Origin of the sequence: Thalassotalea sp. G20_0 (assembly GCF_017744175.1) — a bacterium.
In the GTDB taxonomy this organism is placed as follows: Bacteria; Pseudomonadota; Gammaproteobacteria; order Pseudomonadales; family Endozoicomonadaceae; genus Endozoicomonas.
Window position 1 is genome coordinate 15,898 of sequence record NZ_JAGHQV010000038.1, and the last position, 18,349, is coordinate 34,246.

General features: G+C 48.8%; 17 protein-coding genes. 6 read left to right on the forward strand and 11 right to left on the reverse strand.

The genetic code is table 11. From position 1 onward, the window contains the following. Positions 1 to 43: 43 nt before the first annotated feature. Positions 44 to 775, forward strand: coding sequence for a GNAT family N-acetyltransferase (locus J7438_RS18910; protein WP_209277787.1), 732 nt, complete (start codon positions 44 to 46; stop codon positions 773 to 775). Positions 776 to 859: 84 nt separating this feature from the next. On the opposite strand, the gene J7438_RS18915 is transcribed toward J7438_RS18910, so the two are convergent. The 6 genes from J7438_RS18915 to J7438_RS18940 all read right to left on the reverse strand — a co-directional run bounded on the left by J7438_RS18915 (position 860) and on the right by J7438_RS18940 (position 7,074). After that, a complete protein-coding gene (locus tag J7438_RS18915; RefSeq protein ID WP_209277788.1) occupies positions 860 to 1,603 on the reverse strand; it encodes an NYN domain-containing protein in 744 nt (247 codons plus the stop codon). Positions 1,604 to 1,777: 174 nt separating this feature from the next. Then, complete coding sequence (locus J7438_RS18920; protein WP_209277789.1) at positions 1,778 to 4,027, reverse strand: hypothetical protein; 2,250 nt, start codon at positions 4,025 to 4,027, stop codon at positions 1,778 to 1,780. Positions 4,028 to 4,202: 175 nt separating this feature from the next. After that, positions 4,203 to 4,781, reverse strand: coding sequence for a lysophospholipid acyltransferase family protein (locus J7438_RS18925; protein WP_209203321.1), 579 nt, complete (start codon positions 4,779 to 4,781; stop codon positions 4,203 to 4,205). Between the two features lie 113 nt (positions 4,782 to 4,894). Continuing rightward, a complete protein-coding gene (gene dapD, locus J7438_RS18930) occupies positions 4,895 to 5,932 on the reverse strand; it encodes a 2,3,4,5-tetrahydropyridine-2,6-dicarboxylate N-succinyltransferase (RefSeq protein WP_209277790.1) in 1,038 nt (345 codons plus the stop codon). Between the two features lie 30 nt (positions 5,933 to 5,962). After that, positions 5,963 to 6,307 (reverse strand): ArsC family reductase, encoded by a 345-nt coding sequence (locus tag J7438_RS18935; protein WP_353620160.1) that lies wholly within the window; start codon positions 6,305 to 6,307, stop codon positions 5,963 to 5,965. 326 nt (positions 6,308 to 6,633) lie between these two features. Beyond that, positions 6,634 to 7,074, reverse strand: coding sequence for a DUF1499 domain-containing protein (locus tag J7438_RS18940; RefSeq protein ID WP_209203318.1), 441 nt, complete (start codon positions 7,072 to 7,074; stop codon positions 6,634 to 6,636). Positions 7,075 to 7,355: 281 nt separating this feature from the next. On the opposite strand from J7438_RS18940, the gene J7438_RS18945 reads away from it, so the two are divergent. After that, a complete protein-coding gene (locus J7438_RS18945; protein WP_353620162.1) occupies positions 7,356 to 8,324 on the forward strand; it encodes a pentapeptide repeat-containing protein in 969 nt (322 codons plus the stop codon). Between the two features lie 89 nt (positions 8,325 to 8,413). Here the strand turns inward: J7438_RS18945 and J7438_RS18950 are convergent, their stop codons facing one another. Next, positions 8,414 to 8,914, reverse strand: coding sequence for an aminoacyl-tRNA deacylase (locus J7438_RS18950; protein ID WP_209203316.1), 501 nt, complete (start codon positions 8,912 to 8,914; stop codon positions 8,414 to 8,416). 328 nt (positions 8,915 to 9,242) lie between these two features. Between J7438_RS18950 and nhaD the strand changes: the two genes are divergently transcribed. Next, positions 9,243 to 10,607: a sodium:proton antiporter NhaD gene (gene nhaD, locus J7438_RS18955; RefSeq protein ID WP_286196715.1), complete on the forward strand. Its 1,365-nt coding sequence runs from the start codon at positions 9,243 to 9,245 to the stop codon at positions 10,605 to 10,607. 26 nt (positions 10,608 to 10,633) lie between these two features. On the opposite strand, the gene J7438_RS18960 is transcribed toward nhaD, so the two are convergent. The 4 genes from J7438_RS18960 to gatC form a co-directional block, all read right to left on the reverse strand. Beyond that, on the reverse strand, positions 10,634 to 11,233 hold the full coding sequence (locus J7438_RS18960; protein ID WP_209277794.1) for an acyloxyacyl hydrolase: 600 nt from the start codon (positions 11,231 to 11,233) through the stop codon (positions 10,634 to 10,636). A gap of 275 nt (positions 11,234 to 11,508) precedes the next feature. Further along, positions 11,509 to 12,969, reverse strand: a complete 1,461-nt coding sequence (gatB, locus tag J7438_RS18965) for an Asp-tRNA(Asn)/Glu-tRNA(Gln) amidotransferase subunit GatB (protein WP_209277795.1) — start codon at positions 12,967 to 12,969, stop codon at positions 11,509 to 11,511. 24 nt (positions 12,970 to 12,993) lie between these two features. Further along, positions 12,994 to 14,445: an Asp-tRNA(Asn)/Glu-tRNA(Gln) amidotransferase subunit GatA gene (gene gatA / locus J7438_RS18970; protein WP_209277796.1), complete on the reverse strand. Its 1,452-nt coding sequence runs from the start codon at positions 14,443 to 14,445 to the stop codon at positions 12,994 to 12,996. A 129-nt stretch (positions 14,446 to 14,574) separates the two neighbouring features. Further along, positions 14,575 to 14,862: an Asp-tRNA(Asn)/Glu-tRNA(Gln) amidotransferase subunit GatC gene (gene gatC, locus J7438_RS18975; protein ID WP_209277797.1), complete on the reverse strand. Its 288-nt coding sequence runs from the start codon at positions 14,860 to 14,862 to the stop codon at positions 14,575 to 14,577. Between the two features lie 527 nt (positions 14,863 to 15,389). Here gatC and J7438_RS18980 point away from each other — a divergent pair. The 3 genes from J7438_RS18980 (at position 15,390) to mreD (ending at position 18,320) form a co-directional block, all read left to right on the forward strand. Then, the gene (locus tag J7438_RS18980; RefSeq protein ID WP_020585121.1) at positions 15,390 to 16,427 is read left to right on the forward strand and encodes a rod shape-determining protein; all 1,038 of its coding nucleotides are present in this window, start codon (positions 15,390 to 15,392) and stop codon (positions 16,425 to 16,427) included. A 517-nt stretch (positions 16,428 to 16,944) separates the two neighbouring features. After that, positions 16,945 to 17,835: a rod shape-determining protein MreC gene (gene mreC / locus J7438_RS18985; protein ID WP_353620163.1), complete on the forward strand. Its 891-nt coding sequence runs from the start codon at positions 16,945 to 16,947 to the stop codon at positions 17,833 to 17,835. Next, entirely contained in the window at positions 17,835 to 18,320 is a 486-nt protein-coding gene (gene mreD, locus J7438_RS18990; RefSeq protein ID WP_209277799.1) for a rod shape-determining protein MreD, read from the forward strand. Before mreC ends, mreD begins: the two co-directional genes overlap by 1 nt. The last annotated feature ends 29 nt before the right edge of the window (positions 18,321 to 18,349 follow it).

The window sequence follows — 18,349 nt, forward strand, 5'->3', positions numbered from 1 at the left end:
GTGATGGATCACTAAATGCTTAATTATATGGAGAAATTAAATTATGAACAGCAGTATTCCATCAGGCAATCCTTACCGTGGCTCTATTGAGCTCAGTATTGACCCGGCTTCTTACGATGACCCGGGAAAGGAGAAACAGGGCCTGGTTGTCCACATTTATACCGATGATTTGCATCTTCGTTCTGTTGAGATTTCAGATCTTAATGATTCAATTGGGCTTTATAAATGTGCTGAGAATATGAAAAACTACGGTGCTGGCCAACCTTGGGATGACAGCATCTCTGAAAGGCTAGTGCAGAGATGGAGTGATGATTGGAAAAAGGGTAATCCTTTCAGTGGGTTTTCGATTTTTGAGCGTGATGTCAGTGGGGTGCAGGATCCTGAGGGATTTATAGGGCACATCTGCTTCAAATCAGGAGAGAACAATGAGGCATATGTCCGCAACACAGTAGCTGGATCCTCTGAGATGACTTTTATAATTGATCACAAATATTGGGGTGAGGGCTATGGCAAACAGGCGGCTGCTGCATTAGTGAATGGTGTTGCTCCGGAATATCAAAAGCAGGGCTTTAAAGTCACCTGTGCGTTGCCAGATAATACCCGGAAATCTCTGCCTCTGGAGTGGCTGACGGCGACAGTCTCCCCAGAAAATACGGGTTCAGTCAAGATACTCACCGGCTTGGGATTTGAGTTTGAAAGTATCCTGGAGAAACCATTTGTGAAGGGGAAATCCATAAAAAACTTTTATGCTAAACCCCTACCGAAGCCCCTTTGATGATGGATAGCAAAGCGTCCCCTTTGGGTAACCGGGGTGCCTTGGCCGGTTCTGATGAGCAGCCTCTCAGGCTGCACATCACGCTTAATGGCCACCATTCTGGATATGGTTACCACGTCGCTTATCACGGACACTCATCTGATTATTATCCATAACCTGAGTTTCAAACAGGTCTACAGCCCTGATCAGATCGCCCAGTTTTTTATAACCGTAATTTCGTGGGTCAAAGGAAGCCTGGTTAGCGATAACTGCGCCGATTCTTCCAAGGTACGCCCAGCCATCATCGTCCTGCTCTGTATCGATGGCATTGCGGATCAGGTTCATCAGTTTGGTATCGGCTTTCAATTCATGGCCGCTTTTTTTATCGTTTGCAGCGACTTTTTCCGGATCATCACCGGGCTCATCCAGGTAGAGAAAGCGGGAGCAGGCATTCACGAAAGGGGATGGGGCTTTTCGTTCACCAAAGCCGTACACCACTTTACCTGCTGACAGCAGTCGCATGATCAGTGGCGTAAAGTCACTGTCAGAAGAGACAATGCAAAAGGCGTCCATGTTCCTGGTGTAAAGCGTATCCATGGCATCAATGGTCAAGGCCATATCGGTGGCGTTCTTGCCTTTGGTTAAATCAAACTGCTGGATTGGCTGGATCGCGTATTCGTGGAGTTGTTCCTCCCACCCTTTGATGGTGTGGCTCTTCCAGTTGCCGTAGGCCCTTCGGATACTGACGACACCATACTTGGCCATTTCAGAGAGGATCTTCTCAATTTTTCTGGCCGGGGCATTATCCGCATCAATAAAGAGGGCGATCTTCTGGTTAGACTCTGCCATTGATACTTCCTGCTACTTATAATTCTTTGTTTATGTGCCAACAGTGTCCTCTGATTTGATAAAATTTGCAAAAATGCGCCGCTGTAATGATGATGAAAGGTGTTGTTAGCAGTGCAGAAGAGCGCTAAACCCCATTTCTTGCGCTGTGTGGGAGGCAGGTAGGGACGACCCTGTTTAACTGACCCGTTGACGAACTGCTGGTAACAGGCTCTCAGGGGTATTTGCTATACAGGTGCGCCATTCCTCTATGGTATTTACAAGACGTTGGTAAAGTTCTTGCTGTTTTTCAGTTTTTAAATGTGCACTGAAGTCTTCAAGTGAAGACAGCACTATAGCTGTTTTTGCCAGTGCTTCCTGAATCTTTTCCAGTTGATTTTCAGCGCTGTTGATATCTTCTGTTGTGTGATGGCTTGATTTAAGCAGATCTTGTTGTCTGTTTTCAAAAGCATGGATGATTTGTGGGAAACAGTGTTGAACTTCCCGGACTTTTTGTATTACCGGATTTAGCATTTCTCTGGCATCATCCGGACACCAGACGTTTGAATTATGCCGGTATAAACGTATGATCATTTTAATTTCTTCAATTAATTCCGGCACTCTCTCTTTTAATTTTATGGTAGCTTCCGGGTTTGTATTACCTTCTATTGCAAAGAACTTTGTCAAAAAAGGCATAGGAAGTTTCAAAACTGTGGATAAGGGTTGCCGGGTAGGGGCGTATCCAAAGTCTTCAGAATGGCCTCGGAGTCTTTCAGGTTCGATTATAGGTTTCAATGATAGCTCTTTGGATTTTTCTATCATGGTAATGAAGGCATTTTGAGCTTCAGAGAAGTCTGGCTTTCTTTCAGCAGTGCTCATGTGGGTGGGTGGTTTATCTGTATATGGTGGTTTATTGGGTTTCGGGATATACACTTCGCCAGGTCTGTCATTAGTTCTATCTTCTTTAGGTGTGATTGATACTGATTTTTTAACTGTGTCAAACCTGTAGAGTGATTTGTTTATTCCAAAGTGTTGACGGCACGCATCATATAGTCTGCTGAGTTCATCCTGGGCGGCTATTACTTCTGCACGATCTCTGTGATAACTGGCTTCAACACTCTCTTCGAGAGGGGCAGACGTTGGATCCGGAATTAATTCTTTCTCTCTCTGCTCAAGTACAGATTTGATAATTTTTTCAAATGCCGGAATGCCTGTTTCTTTTAATAAGTTTTCCTTATCCATTCTGGGAAATTTATTGGCTGTAGAGGACGATGAAAATGTGCTTTTTTTCTTTTTCTTTTTCTTTCTCTTTTTGGGCAAAATGGCCAGTTGATCATCAAAAATTTCCTGGTAATTTGGATAAGACCTGCGTTTTCTTAATGAACGGTCTGTGGTTTGGTGGATAGGCTTGTTGCCTTCTTCAACAAAATTGCAGGTTGAGGCATCAGGGCTGTCTTCGACAATCCCATTTAACGTTTGCCCCGCAGCTTCACCGGTTTCTGATTGCTGCATGCTCTCCTGCTCTTCAGTGCAAGGGCTTTGATTATCCCAGAAATAAAGCTTGTAGGCAGGATTGGTCTTTGCTTGTCTGTTGGCTACTGTATCTGCATAATCAAAACGTGCAGCGATGGCATCAATATGAAACCTGGTTAAACCCGGTGGTGAGCTGGGGGTACCAATAGCTGGATTGTGTAAGGCTGCTTTTAATTTTCGAAGTTTGCAAATAAAGCGGAAAAGTTCGGGATCTAATTTACTGACAATAAGGTCGGTCAGTTGATTTCTTTTAGCATTTTTGAATGAATGTCGGAAATTCCAATAAGCCAGCATTGCTTTTGACGCTGGAATTTTAGGGTCTATTTCAGTTTTTTTCATCCATTCAGGGCAGAAATCACCTGATTGATGCTGTGCATTACAGTTTTTATCATCTTGATCAAAAAAGGGTATGTCTTCAGGGGCAGGCAGCCAGCTTCCGGTGTCATAATATTCTTCCAGATGATTTAGTTCTCTTCCGATATCACTGAGTAAATTTAATTTACCCTCTGTCAATAACTGATTTATTTTTTCCTCTACCTTTGTTTTGTGTTTATCAGAAAAGCCATTTTCAGTCATAATAAGATCTATTCTTTTCAATAAGATGATTAGTCTGTTATAAAAAATTCCATGACCATTAAGTATCTTTGTGAGATTGTTATTGAGGGTGCAATACCTTTGAATTGAGTTTAATTCAACTTTAAGTGCTTCTGGTAAGTTAGTTAAAAACTCCTCTACGGAAAACGTACTGGTACTTTGGGTATTTTCTATAGTTTTGAACGAAGCGATACGTTTTCTAGCATGCCGTTGTTTAGCGGTTGGTAAAAATTTTTTTTCTTCTTTTTTTATCTCGAATAGACTTTCGTCAGAGGTTGCGTGTTTCGTTACAGTCGATGTTGATAGTGCTGGAATGGTCATGATTTAATTAAGTGGTTATCCGGTTTTTTTATATGGGTTTTATATGGGTTTTATAGGGGTTAGATGCTCTTACTATTAAATAGTTCCATGGTTCTATAAAATTACGGAAAGTTATTCATCTAAAGATGATAGCTACATGCTGTCTGGTTTCAGTATGCAGCTAGGAATAGATGGCCTAAGCAAACTTTTCCGGGTTCTTACCCGTCATAGGTTGATAAAATTCCTGGATTTTTTTCAAGTCTGAGGCATAGTCCCCTGTAGTAAAGAACATGGGACCAAAACCGCCAACCTTCTTTTTATAATCCAGGAAGCTCAGCGCAATGGGGACTTCAGCACCGTGGGCGACGTGGTAAAAACCACTTTTCCATTGACGAACCTTGTTGCGTGTGCCTTCAGGAGGAATGGCAACGGCCAGGTCCGTGGAGTTGTGGAAGGTGTCGACCATTTGCTGAACCAGACCATTGGCTTTGCTGCGGTCAACCGGAATTCCCCCAAGCCATGTCATGATGCCGCCAAAGGGCCCCTTGAACAGAGAGTTTTTCCCCATCCAGTAGATATTAATGCGAAAGCAGAAGGCACAGGCAATGATCAGAATAAAGTCCCAGTTACTGGTATGGGGTGCCGCGATAATAACGTACTTCCGGGCATTTGGGCGTTGGCCTTCCAGCTTCCAGCCGAATAGCTTCAGACCAAGGTGGGATAAGAAGCGAAAACAGCTGTTAACGATAGGCGTATCAAAAATCGTATGACGCATTATTATTATTTAAACCTGATCTTAATAAATAGCCCCAGTATTATGCACCGGGGCTATAAGTATGCGCTACCCTTTCTTCACCGCGTTATTTTCAATACACAATCATTGCGGGCTTAATTGTGGGAGTGCAGCTCATCATTCAGCTCAATGGCTGATTTGTTGGTGAGGCATTCCAGGGCTCCGGTCAGGGAGTTTCTGCGGAACAGCAGATCGGACTTGCCTGAGAGGTCTCCTGCTTTCACGACTTCAACGACCTTTTTCTGATCATCAAACACCTGAACCTTGCTGGCTGCCGTCAGGTAAAGGCCGGCTTCGATAATGCAGCGGTCACCCAAAGGAATGCCCAAGCCGGCATTGGCACCGATCAGACAGTTTTCACCGACACAGATCACAATGTTATTGCCGCCGGACAGGGTACCCATGGTACTGCAGCCACCACCAAGATCAGAGCCCTCACCCACCATGACACCGGCAGAAACACGACCTTCAATCATGCTCTTGCCTTCGGTACCGGCGTTGAAGTTGATAAAGCCTTCATGCATTACGGTGGTGCCTTCACCCACATAAGCACCCAGACGAACCCGGGCAGTGTGGGCAATACGGACACCGGCAGGGACAACGTAGTCGGTCATTTTCGGGAATTTATCCACGGAGTTGACACTCAGAACCCGGCCTTCTGCCCGGGCCGCCAGCTGACGGGCTGGCAGTTCTTCCAGGTCGATTGCGCCTTCGCTGGTCCAGGCAACATTTGGCAGCAGTGGGAAAATGCCCTGAAGGTTGGTGCCGTGTGGCTTGACCAGACGATGTGACAGCAGGTGCAGCTTGAGATAAGCCTCGGGGGTGCTGGTGGGTGCTTCATCGGTTGCCAGAATAGTGATCACACGGGGTTGTACACTTTCTTCCAGGCTGCGGGTGATGGCAGCCAGTTCAGTTTGTTCGATATCGACAAACAGGTCTTCCAATGCGTGCAGGGTTTTGCTGTCAAGCTCAATAAACGTATTGCCACCGTGGTAACCAACCAGTTTGGCAATACTCTCCAGCAGTTCCGGTGCTGGATTGAGAATAGGTTTTGGGTAGAATACTTCCAGCCACTGGTCGTTCCGGTTTTTGCTGCCGACACCAATGGCCAGACTGAAGTGCTGTTTGCTCATTCTCATTCCTTCAATTAATCAGAACGTCTGTTATGCCAGCAAGTTGCGGTATTGTTCTTCGGAAAAGCCCAGCAACTTCTGGCTGCCCGTATCCAGTAACGGGCGCTTGATCATGGCGGGTTGCTCCAGCATCAGGGTAATTGCCCGCTCTGCATTAATGGCTGCTTTTGCTTCTTCCGGAAGCTGCCGCCAAGTGGTTCCCCGGCGGTTTAACAGGGCCTCCCAGCCCAGTTCACTGGCCCACTGTTCGAGCATTTCTTTCCTCAGGCCGTCTTTCCTGTAGTCATGAAAGTGATATTCAATACCAGCACCTTCGAGCCAGCGGCGTGCTTTCTTTATGGTGTCGCAGTTTGGTATGCCGTATAGGGTGACCACCGTGCCTCCTGTTGTGAGATTCCATAAGCTATGCGTTGTACAAACTGAGGTTGAGACGCTCAGTAATGGCCGCAAAAAACGAGCAAAGCTTACACTCTTCTGGAGGTGTTTGCCTAGGAGGCCTCTTAGGGTAGACATTAAGCGCCTACTCCTCTCTTCGGCAAGTTAAAGATGGAACCACGAAGGACACGAAGAGCACGAAGGAAAAGAATGGCTCTTCTTTGTGCTCTTCGTGTCCTTCGTGGTTCCATCCGAAACCCCAATGAAAATGGAGGGATAAGCTTAATGTCCAACCTAAGAGGAGGCCTGTAAACGGATATCGGGTCCTATTTTGACTCTGCATCCGCGCTGGTTTTATCACCAAGCGCTGCTCTTAACTTTTCGATACGACGACGATTAGTACCGAAATCGTAATAGCCGACGCGAGAGGATGAGCGCACATCAACCGTGCCGTTCGGACGAATAATCAGTATCAGGTCGTCCTTGAACTTCAGCCAGGGGGTGGTGAACACTGTAATAATGATCTGGTCATTACTGCTGAGAATCTCTGCATTGGGCCAGTTCTGTAAAGTGGCTAACAGTTTTTTCTTGATCCCCTGGGTATCAGACTGATCAAAGGAAAGGGGGGCAATATTCTGTTTGCCAGAAGCGAGGCTGCTGACGCAGTTCGGGCTTTCAGGGCAGGTAAGTTCCGGGACGTCAGCGTGCAGCCAATGGCTGGAAAATAATAACAGTAAAGGCAGGATGTAATGCGCAGATTTATTCATTGTTCTTGGTTCCTTCTTGCAGGTGTTGGTGAAATATATGACTCCACGTTTTTTCACTCATAGACCCCTGTTTACCGTGGGCGGAGAGTACAAACAGAATTTTCATGGAGGGTCCCACATTGATCAGAGAAGCGTTCAGTGTGTTGAAAAGTTTGCTGTCTGTAAAGTCACCGGCGATGTAAATACCATAATCAGCGGGCCGATATAGTCAGCACAGCAGGGAAGATGATGGTTTTCAGCAGAAACTGTCGTCGCAATACAGGGACCGGGGTTTGAATCAGGTGCAGAAGACCGAGCATCAGTGCTCTTTTTTCGGACAATATGGTCGTTGCAAAGATGTGGCGGAGTCAGGCAGCCAGCTTTGCTTCTGGCATGATCCTGATGTGGATAAAACCGGAGATGAGGTAAAAGCGAGGCTGGAAAAGAGGGCAGAAACCGGGCTGCCCATGGAAGGCTTTATTCTCCGCAGGGCTAATCTGGACAACGTTAACCTGGTGAACCACGGTGGCGGTAAGCCATATCAACTGGTTAACTGCGACTTGAGCAGGGCCAGCCTCTGTAATGGGCATTTTTATCGTGTGGATTTATCGGGTTCCCGACTGTTAAAAGCAAATCTTTCCAATGCCAATCTGCATAGGGCAAATCTTGAAGGCTGTAATCTGCTGGGTGTGAATCTGAACAACAGTCTGCTGGATCATGTGAAGTGGGGGGATAAGCTTTATCAGGAACAGGAAGCTGCCGCCAACCCTGAAAATGCCATGGCGTTATTTGAAGAAGCGGAAGAGTCTGCCAGAAATATTCGCCGACACTGTGAAAACCTCGGCATGATGAGGGAGGCCGGTCATTTTTATTATCGGGAAAGGGTCTTTCATCGGTTGCAGATGCCAAAATGCTCGCGGCAACGGGTGCTTTCCTACCTGGTTGACAGAATCAGTGGCTATGGTGAATCACCGCTGCGAGTGGTGCTTTTTTCCGTGGCTTTGATTGTGTTCTGCTCTTTCCTTTATCTGTTCACCGGGGTTCAGGGTGGTGATACGGTTATCCGGTTCAGCCAGAATCAGGATCTGTTCCAGAACCTCCGGTATTGGCTTGATTGTCTTTATTTCAGCGTGGTGACGTTTACCACCCTTGGCTACGGTGACTTGACCCCGCTGGGGCTGTCCCGGATTGTTGCTGCCTGTGAAGCATTCACCGGCAGCTTTTCCCTGGCGCTTTTTGTTGTTTTGTTTGTGAAGAAGATGATTCGCTAAAAGAGATTGCCACGGAGTCACAGAGGCACGGAGAAAAACAAAAAGCTTTTCCTCTGTGGCAAAAAAGGAAATTATTCAGGCCCAATTCCTTAGTTGTCCGTTGCATAAGCCTCCGCTTCATCCGGATCACAGCTGATGGCAGCATGAGGCTGGCCTTGCAGCAACTGCTTAAACTGTTCTCTCTGAATATGCACCAGTTCCCGATGATTACCTCCCTGCAGGTAAAGATCCTGAACGGCGTTGAGTTCATCATCCCAGCAGGTTTTCATGCCATAGGCTATGCCCATTGCCGGTACTGCCCCCATCTCACAGTCCGGGAACAGCTCCTCAAGACTTTGTTCGCTGACCAGGTGAAGATGGCGATTCAGTTTTGTATTTATCCAGCGCAGCATTAATTTGTTCATGGAGGGAACAATGGCCATTACGTAGCCTTCCTCATCCTGAAGAACGATGGCTTTAGCCATATGTTTAACGGGAACGCAGGCGACATGGGCAGTGTTGAGTGCACGGTCTGAATAAGGGTGACTGACCACTTCATAATCGACCTGGTTGTGAGCTAAAAAAGCCTGAAGTTTTGGAGCGATTGACATCAGACACTCTCTCAAAAATCATTCTCGAAAATATTGAACAGCTGTTCTATAAAGTCTATACGCAAACCTGTTGAAATATTGTTCAATATAAAGCAGTTTTTAAGCTAAAAAAGTATTAATAGCTTTTTTTTCATATCGCTATTTGCTTTCGTACCGACTTGTCTGTTTATCCCGCCATTGCGTCATGCTGCTTTTATTTGATGCTTTTTTGCACTCTGCTCTCGGTATAGGTATCCTTCGCCATCTTTAAATTTACCAATTTAGCACTGGCTTCAGATTGAGCCTGTGGGACGAAGTTATGACGACAATAATGAAAAGACGCCTGTCAATGGGAGCGCTAGCCTGCCTGCCGACCACTGCTCTGGCTGGCGATAATGTGCTGGGGGTAACATCCAGCCCGTTAGCCTGGGCCTGCATTGCCATTTTTGTAATTGCCTACTGCCTGGTGATGGCCGAAGAGCAGCTTCATCTGCGTAAGTCTAAGCCGGTGATTATGGCAGCGGGAATCATCTGGGCACTGATTGCTTTTATTGCTACACAGAAGGGCGTTTCCCACGAAGAACTCAAACAGGCCGTGATGCATGATCTGGAAGAGTATGCGGCGATGTTCCTCTTTCTGCTGGTCGCCATGACCTACATTAATGCCATGGAAGACCGGCAGGTGTTTGCCACGTTACGCAGCTGGCTGATCAGCAAGGGCTTTAATTACCGAAGTCTTTTCTGGATAACCGGCGTTATGGCGTTCTTTATTTCCCCGGTGGCTGACAATCTTACCACCGCGCTGTTAATGGGCGCGGTGATCATGGCCGTAGGTGAAGGCAAACCGACGTTTATTACCCTGGCTATGATCAATGTGGTGGTTGCTGCCAATGCCGGTGGTGCTTTCAGCCCCTTTGGCGATATTACCACGCTGATGGTGTGGCAGGCAGGTAAGGTTGAGTTCTTTACCTTTTTCAGCCTCTTTATACCGTCGGTGGTTAATTATCTGGTGCCGGCCATCATCATGAGCTTTTTCATTGAGAAAGGGCGTCCGGTCGGTGTGCGAGTGGATAGCACCATTCGCCGTGGAGGTATTACCATCTGCCTGCTTTTTCTGGTGACCATCTTCCTGGCGGTCAGTTTTGAGAAAGCGTTAGGTCTGCCGCCATTTATGGGGATGATGACCGGTCTCGCCCTGTTGATGCTTTATACCTATGTCATGCAAATTCAGGGGCTGACCAGTAACCGCCGATTGACGGCACGTCCCCGGGCCAAAGAGGATAAAATCGATATCTTCCAGGAAGTGGCCCATGCCGAATGGGATACACTGCTGTTCTTCTTTGGTGTCATCTTCTCGGTGGGTGGCCTGCGCTATCTCGGTTATCTCGACCTTGCCTCACAAACCATGTATGCCGATCTTGGGGCAACGTGGACTAATATCATCGCCGGTATAATCTCTGCCATTGTCGATAACATTCCGGTGATGTTTGCTATCCTCGGAATGGACCCTGAAATGAACGCCTTCCAGTGGTTATTGATAACTCTGACCGCAGGTGTGGGTGGCAGCCTGTTATCCATCGGCTCCGCTGCTGGCGTTGCCTTGATGGGGACATCAAAAGGTGGCTACACCTTTATGACCCATCTCCGCTGGAGTTGGGCCATTGCCCTGGGGTATGCGGCCAGTATCTGGGCTCACTTCCTGGTTAATAGCTGATCCAGGTAGTAAAAACTGACTGTCAGTTAAAAGCGGTAGGCCAGCTGAAGGGTTTGGAAATCCAGCCCTTCATTGTCGTCTTTCAGATCGGCATTTGAATAGTGCATCCAGCCATAGCTGACTTCAAATGGATTACCCTCGCCCAGTGTCAGGCCAACCATGGCCCGGGTTTCAAACTGCCAGCGCCTGCCCATATTGATTCCGGAAAAGTCCTGTTGCTCAATATCTTTCTCACTCTGATAGCTAACGCCCACGCCAAGATCAAGAAACGGTGAGGTTTGACCTATTAACAGACCATTGCCTGTGAAGCGAAAAACAGGGCTAAAGCTGATCTGTTTGACACTGTCAGCTCCCACTCGATAGCTGTTTCTCATTGGGTTTAAAGTGCTTTTCCAGTTGCCCAGAGCCAGTTCTGCATAACTCTGTAACAGCAGTGATTCTGATGTCCACAGTGAGTCTGAAAGGTCCCAGGCAAGAGCCAGGCGATATTGATTGATATCAGCCTGTCGATCATCAAAGGGTGCTATAAACTGACCAAAAGCCAGCGTTATTTTATCGGGCTGCCAGTCAGCATGGGTGACCGTGGGCATCAGGGCAATAACAGCAAGAGAAAATGCCTGTTTCATAACGAAGTCCTTTCTGGCTGTGTTGGCTTAAAATCAAGCAATACAGTCCGAATAGTTGTTTTTATTCTTTATCAATATATTTTATGCGGTTTTATATGCCTACTGTTTTTTTATAAAATGTTTGTCATCTGTCGTATTCAGGTTAACAGGTGGGCAATCACAGACGGAAGTGAGAGGGGCTGTTTTGATGGACGTTGTCTTGTTAATTAATCACGCTTTTCAGGGGTGACATTAGCGACTACTTCTGGTGCTAATGTCTACCCTGAGAGCTTCGGTTAGCCGTCCAGTTTCTGTTTCAGAATCTGGTTAACCAGGCCGGGGTTGGCCTTGCCTTTGGACGCTTTCATGCACTGACCCACAAAGAAGCCGATCATTTTTCCGCGCTTGTCTTCCTCAGCCGCACGATAATTCTCAACCTGCCGGGCATTGTTGGCCAGAACTTCATCAATCATGGCTTCAATGGCACCGGTATCGGTCACCTGCTTGAGGCCTTTTTTCTCGATGACTGCATCGGCCGTGTTGCACTCACCCTGCCAGAGTGCTTCAAAGACCTCTTTGGCGATTTTACCGGAGATGGTGTTGTCTTTGATGCGCTTGATCAGGCCGCCGAGCATTTCGGCAGTCACCGGACTTGCGCTGATGGCAATGCTGTTCTGATTCAGGGATCTGGACAGTTCTCCCATAATCCAGTTGGCAGACAGTTTGGCATCATCACTGGCACGGACGGTGGCTTCAAAGTAGTTCGCCGTCCCCTGGTCAGCGGACAGTATGTCGGCATCGTAATCGCTCAGGCCAAAGTCAGCGATAAAACGTGCTTTTTTGGCATCTGGCATTTCAGGCATTTCAGCCTTCAGTTTTTCAAGACGACTGTCGTCAATAATAACCGGCAGCAGGTCAGGGCAGGGGAAGTAACGGTAATCGTTCGCTTCTTCTTTGCTGCGCATGGAGCGGGCTTCGCCGGTATCACCGTTATAGAGACGGGTCTCCTGGATAACGGTTCCGCCATCTTCAATCAGGTCGATCTGGCGTTCTACCTCTTTGAAGATGGCAGCCTCCATAAACTTGAAGGAGTTCAGGTTTTTGGTTTCTGTGCGGGTACCGAACTCTTTTTGTCCTTCAGGGCGAACGGAGACGTTAACATCAAACCGCATGGAACCCTGGGACATATCGCCATCGCAGATGCCCAGCGTAGTGACAATGGAGTGCAGCTTTTTGGCAAAGGCAACGGCTTCCTCTGCATTGCGGATATCAGGTTCTGTGACAATCTCAATCAGAGGAGTGCCAGCACGGTTCAGGTCAATCCCTGACATGCCGTGCTCTCCATTAAAAGAACCTTCGTGAAGACTTTTGCCCGCATCTTCCTCCAGGTGAGCGTGGTGGATGCGAATGCTTTTGGTGGAGCCATCCGCCAATGTGATATCCACATGACCAGCGCCCACTATTGGCTTTTCCAGCTGGGTGGTCTGGTAGCCTTTTGGCAGATCCGGGTAGAAGTAGTTTTTACGCTCGAAAACATTCACCCTGTTGATTTCGGCATCGATGCCCAGCCCAAACTTAATGGCCATATTGATGGCTTCTTCGTTCACCACGGGAAGGATGCCGGGCAGACCAAGGTCTACCGCGCAGGCCTGGGTGTTGGGTGCAGCACCAAAAGCGGTGGATGCACCCGAGAATATTTTGGTTTTGGTGGCGAGCTGGACGTGAATCTCCAGTCCGATAACGGTTTCCCATTGCATATTACTGTGTCCTGTACCTGTGTCCTAAACCAATGCCGGAGATTTCTGGTGCCAGTCGGTCGCCTGTTGGAAGCGGTGGCCAATATTCAACAGGCGGGCTTCATCAAAGTGCTGACCAATGATTTGCAGGCCGACAGGGCGCTGGTTTGCCATGCCAGCGGGAACGGATAATCCGGGCAGGCCTGCCAGGTTAACCGACAGTGTATAGATATCCGAGAGGTACATGGCGACCGGATCATTGCTCATGGAGCCAATGTCAAAGGCGGATGTCGGGGCGTTAGGGCCCATGATGACATCACACTCTTTAAAGGCGTTGAGGAAGTCGTCACGGATCAGGCGACGGATTTGCTGAGCCTTGCGGTAATAGGCGTCGTAGTAACCAGCCGAGAGGGCATAGGTACCCACAATAATACGACGTTTGACTTCTTCACCAAACCCTTCGCTGCGGCTGCGAATGTAGAGATCCATCAAGTCTTTTGGGTCTTCGCAGCGATGTCCGAAACGCACGCCGTCAAAGCGTGACAGGTTGGAAGAGGCTTCTGCCGGGGCAATCACGTAGTAGGCAGGAATGCACAGCCTGGCATTGGGCAGGCTGACCTCCTTGACGTTTGCACCGAGCTTTTCATATTCGGCAATGGCATTGCGGATCTGCTGTTCCACTTCACTGTCCAGTCCGGCCGCGAAGTACTCTTTTGGCAACCCAATGGTCAGACCTTCCAGGGAGTCATTCAGTGTTGCCGTGTAGTCCGGTACGTCATGGTCAAGACAGGTGGAGTCGCGGTTATCAAAGCCCGCCATGGTGTTCAGCATAATGGCGGCATCTTCAGCGGAGCGGGTCATCGGGCCAGCCTGATCAAGGCTTGATGCGTAGGCCACCATACCCCAGCGGGAAACCCGGCCATAGGTTGGTTTCAGTCCGGTAATGCCGCAGTGTGAGGCTGGCTGGCGAATGGAGCCACCGGTATCCGTGCCGGTAGCGCCAGCCGCCAGCAGGGCTGCTACAGCTGCCGCAGAACCGCCGGAGGAGCCGCCGGGGATTGCGGATTTATCCCAGGGGTTTTTGACCGGGCCATAATGGCTGTTTTCATTGGAAGAGCCCATGGCAAACTCATCCATATTGGTTTTGCCCAGCATAACGGCACCCGCATCCCTGAATTTGCCGGTGACGGTGGACTCATAAGGGGCAATAAAGTTGTCCAGCATTTTTGAACCGCAGGAGGTTTTCACGCCTTGTGTGCAGAACAGGTCTTTATGGGCAACGGGAATGCCGGTCATGGCGTGGGCATCGCCTGCTGCACGGCGTTGGTCGGCTGCTGCCGCCTGTTCCAGGGCTAACGTTTCAGTCACCGTAATAAAGCTGTTGATGTCACCATCGAACTGCCTGATTCGATCAAGGTAGGTTTGTGTCAACTCGACACTGGATATTTCGCCACTGGCTAATGCCCGGCTCTGTTCTGCAATGGTTTTATCGTACATGGGATTCGGTCGGTTGGAAGACGTATGGTATAGAAGAGGCTCAGCTTCTACCGGACTCAGAGCAGTTATTATGAAAATAATGCCTTTTCGGCGTTTCTACCACGATCACTGCTGCAATATTTTCTGACGTCACTCAATAACACGGGGAACCAGAAAGAGGCCTTCTTCAACGGCAGGTGCGCAGCCCTGTAATTGCTCTCGCTGGTTTTCTTCGGTGACCTGGTCAGGGCGCAGGCGCTGAATGGCATCGAGAGGATGTGCCAGGGGTTCCACGCCCTGTGTATCAACGGCCTGCATGCTATCGACCAGTTCCAGTATGTTGCTGATGGTGGCAGCGGTTACTTCCACTGCATCGTCGTCAATGGACAGACGTGCAAGCTTTGCAACCTTTTTGACTCCAGAGGCGTCGATGGCCATTGGTAAGGGTTCTCCATAAATGAATAACAATCAAACAAATAAGAAGCTAATGTATGGGCTGCCCACCTATTTCTCAAGGATTTATCGGGTGATCTATGGGATGATTACCGGAAACATCTCTGCAGGAATGGTAAATGGGGGGGCGATTGGTGTAAAAATAGAGTATTGCAGTTTAACAAAACACACGGACAGTCACCCGGTTTTTCGGTAAATCCCACTATAAGTAGTTGGCCAAATGGAATCGTATATTTCTGGCTAAGTGGGCAGTTACTATGCAAGGCGCAACGCAGGGAGCATAGCAGTAGCTATGTGACCGGAGTTGCAACGCCGCAGAGTGATTGACAACTTAGTCAGAAATATATGATTTCATTTGGTTAACTACTTAAGAAGCCGCTGTTTGAATGCTTTTACTGAGATAAATGATTCAGGCACAGTTGCCACAGAGCACAATTGCTGCTTGCCCTCCGGATGCAGCATTGTTAGAGTTTCTGGAATTACCCAAGCCTTGAATCAAGGTACACCATAACATGCTGAAAAGGTTACGTGGCCTGTTTTCCAGCGATCTCTCGATTGATCTTGGAACAGCCAACACACTGGTCTATGTCCGCGAAAAGGGCATAGTGTTAAATGAACCCTCTGTGGTTGCTATCCGCAATCTCGGTACTCAAAAAAGCGTAGTGGCTGTTGGTGCCGATGCCAAGCGGATGCTGGGGCGAACCCCCGGCAATATTACCGCTATTCGTCCAATGAAGGATGGCGTGATCGCGGACTTTGATGTCTGCGAGCGTATGCTCCAGCACTTTATTAACAAAGTGCATGAGAACAGTTTTATTCAGCCCAGCCCTCGTGTGCTGGTCTGTGTGCCCTGCAAATCAACCAAAGTTGAAAAGCGGGCGATCCGTGAATCGGTACTGGGCGCGGGTGCCCGGGAAGTGTATTTGATCGAAGAGCCCATGGCGGCCGCTATCGGTGCCGGACTTCCGGTTGAAGAAGCCAGTGGCTCCATGGTTGTGGATATCGGTGGTGGTACTACGGAGATTGCCATTATCTCCCTTAGCGGTGTTGTCTACTCTGAATCTGTGCGCATTGGCGGTGACCGTTTTGATGACGCGATCGTGACGTATGTCCGCCGCAACTACGGCAGCCTGATTGGTGATGCTACTGCTGAGCGTATCAAGCAGGAAATTGCCATCGCCTACCCAAGTGATGAACTGCTGGAAATTGATGTGCGCGGGCGTAACCTGGCGGAAGGTATTCCCAGAAGCTTTACCCTGAACAGCGGCGAAATTCTGGAAGCGCTCCAGGAGTCGCTGACGGCGATTGTTCAGGCGGTCAAAAGTGCCCTGGAACAATCTCCGCCAGAACTGGCTTCTGATATTGCCGAGCGTGGCCTGGTTCTGACCGGTGGTGGCGCATTGCTGCGGGATCTGGATAAACTGATCAGTGAAGAAACCGGCCTGCCGGTTCTGGTCGCTGAAGATCCGCTCACCTGTGTGGCCCGTGGCGGCGGCAGGGCAATCGAGATGATGGATAAGCACCGTATGGATCTGTTATCCACGGATTAACTGCTCTGTTAATCAAGCACCTGTTTTGGAAAATGATCAGCAATATTTCTTCCCGAGGTATTGCTGATTTGCTATTTTGGTCTGCCATCAGGCAAAGTTAGCAGTTCTCTTCAGGTGATCAGTGTTTTTTCTGTAATCGCGGTTTTTCCGGGAAGTGTTGTTGGACTCATCACCTTTAATAGCTGATCACTGGAAATTGTCAGCCAGACATGGGTGTCGATCGGACGGTGCTTCAGGTTTTTGATATGGCATTCTCAAGGCAGTTAACCCGGATATTTCATAAACTGCCCCGAATCTCGCGCACGACCACATGGATGTGGGAGATAGGGCGACGCAGGATGCTAAAGCCGAGGACTTTGTCGCTCTAAGGGATTTTGTGAGGGAGCGCCGTACCGGGGAGTACGGTCGACTGAACAAAACTCCCTTAGAGCGGCAAAGGACAAGCGAGAACGGGAGTATGTTTATGAAATATCCGGGTTAAGTTCTGAGGCCTGGTAAGGAGCAGGTTATTAAACCGATTTTCAGTCAACGCCAGTCATTGGTCACGCGCTTTGTTTTGCTGATCATCCTGTCATTGGCGATTTTGTATTTTGATCATAGCTATCGAGCCCTGTCACAGGTTCGTCAGTGGCTGACTGTTGCTGCTACGCCTGTCCTGTTTCTTGCCGATCTGCCCGGGCGTATCTGGGGAACCGCTTCACAGGTGGTCATGTCGCACAACGACTTGCTTCAGGAAAACGCCCGTCTCAAAGCACGAAACCTGATTCTTGAGCAGAAGGTTCAGAAGCTTGCCTCATTAACAGCCCAGAATATCCGCCTGCGGGAGTTGCTGAACTCTTCTGAACTGGTGGATGAGCAAGTATTGGTTGCCGAGGTGGTTGGCGTTGACCCTGATCCTTTCCGGCACCGGGTGATCATTAATAAGGGAGCCATTGATAAGGTCTACGAAGGGCAGGCCATTCTTGATGCTCATGGTGTAATGGGCCAGGTCATTGAAGTCAGCCCTGTCAGCAGTCGGGTGTTGATGCTGACCGATGTGGCGGCCCGCATTCCTGTGCAAAATCACCGAACCAAATATCGTGCTATTGCTACGGGGACCGGTCGTACGGATCGCCTTGAATTGCAGCATATTCCTGTTACTGAAGATTTTCAGGAGGGCGATCTGCTGACCAGCTCGGGGCTGGGGGGCACTTATCCTGAGGGATACCCGGTGGGCGTGGTTACCCGGGTTATCCATGATTCCGGCGATGCCTTTGCCTCTATTGAAGTTGAGCCGCTTGCTGAAGTGAATAGAAGCCGGGTTGTGCTTCTGGTTTTTCGGGAAGTCTCCGGCCTGATTGAGCCGATCAATGCTGCCCAGACAGATGAGACAAAGGCGGAGAAGAAAACAGATGAGGTGCGGCGATAATGGTTCAGCAGGCTAATGCCCACTGGGTGGTGTGGATGACCCTGCTGGTGGCGGCAATGTTCAGTATTATGCCATTACCTGAATGGTTATCACTGGTTCGCCCGGCATGGGTTCCGCTGGTGGTTATCTACTGGGTTCTGGCATTGCCGGAGCGGTTTGGTTTGTTGTTTGCCTTTATTACTGGTTTGCTGCTGGATGTGTTTCATGGCAGTCTGTTTGGGCTGAACTCCCTGGGTATGATCATGGTCGCTTTTATTGTGCTCAGTCTGCATCGACGGCTCAGGTTATTTCCTGTCTGGCAACAGGCCTTCATGGTGTTCCTGATGGTGGGTTTTTATCAGCTGCTGCTACTCTGGGTTCGCAGTGCAGCAGGGGATACGATTCCCTCTGTCTGGTATTTGCTGCCTTCATTTTCCAGCGCGCTTATCTGGCCCTGGGTTATGTCCGGGCTGCGTTTTTTGAGGCGCTATTTCCGCGTGGTTTAGTTCCCGGTGTGAATGGGATTTGCCACTGG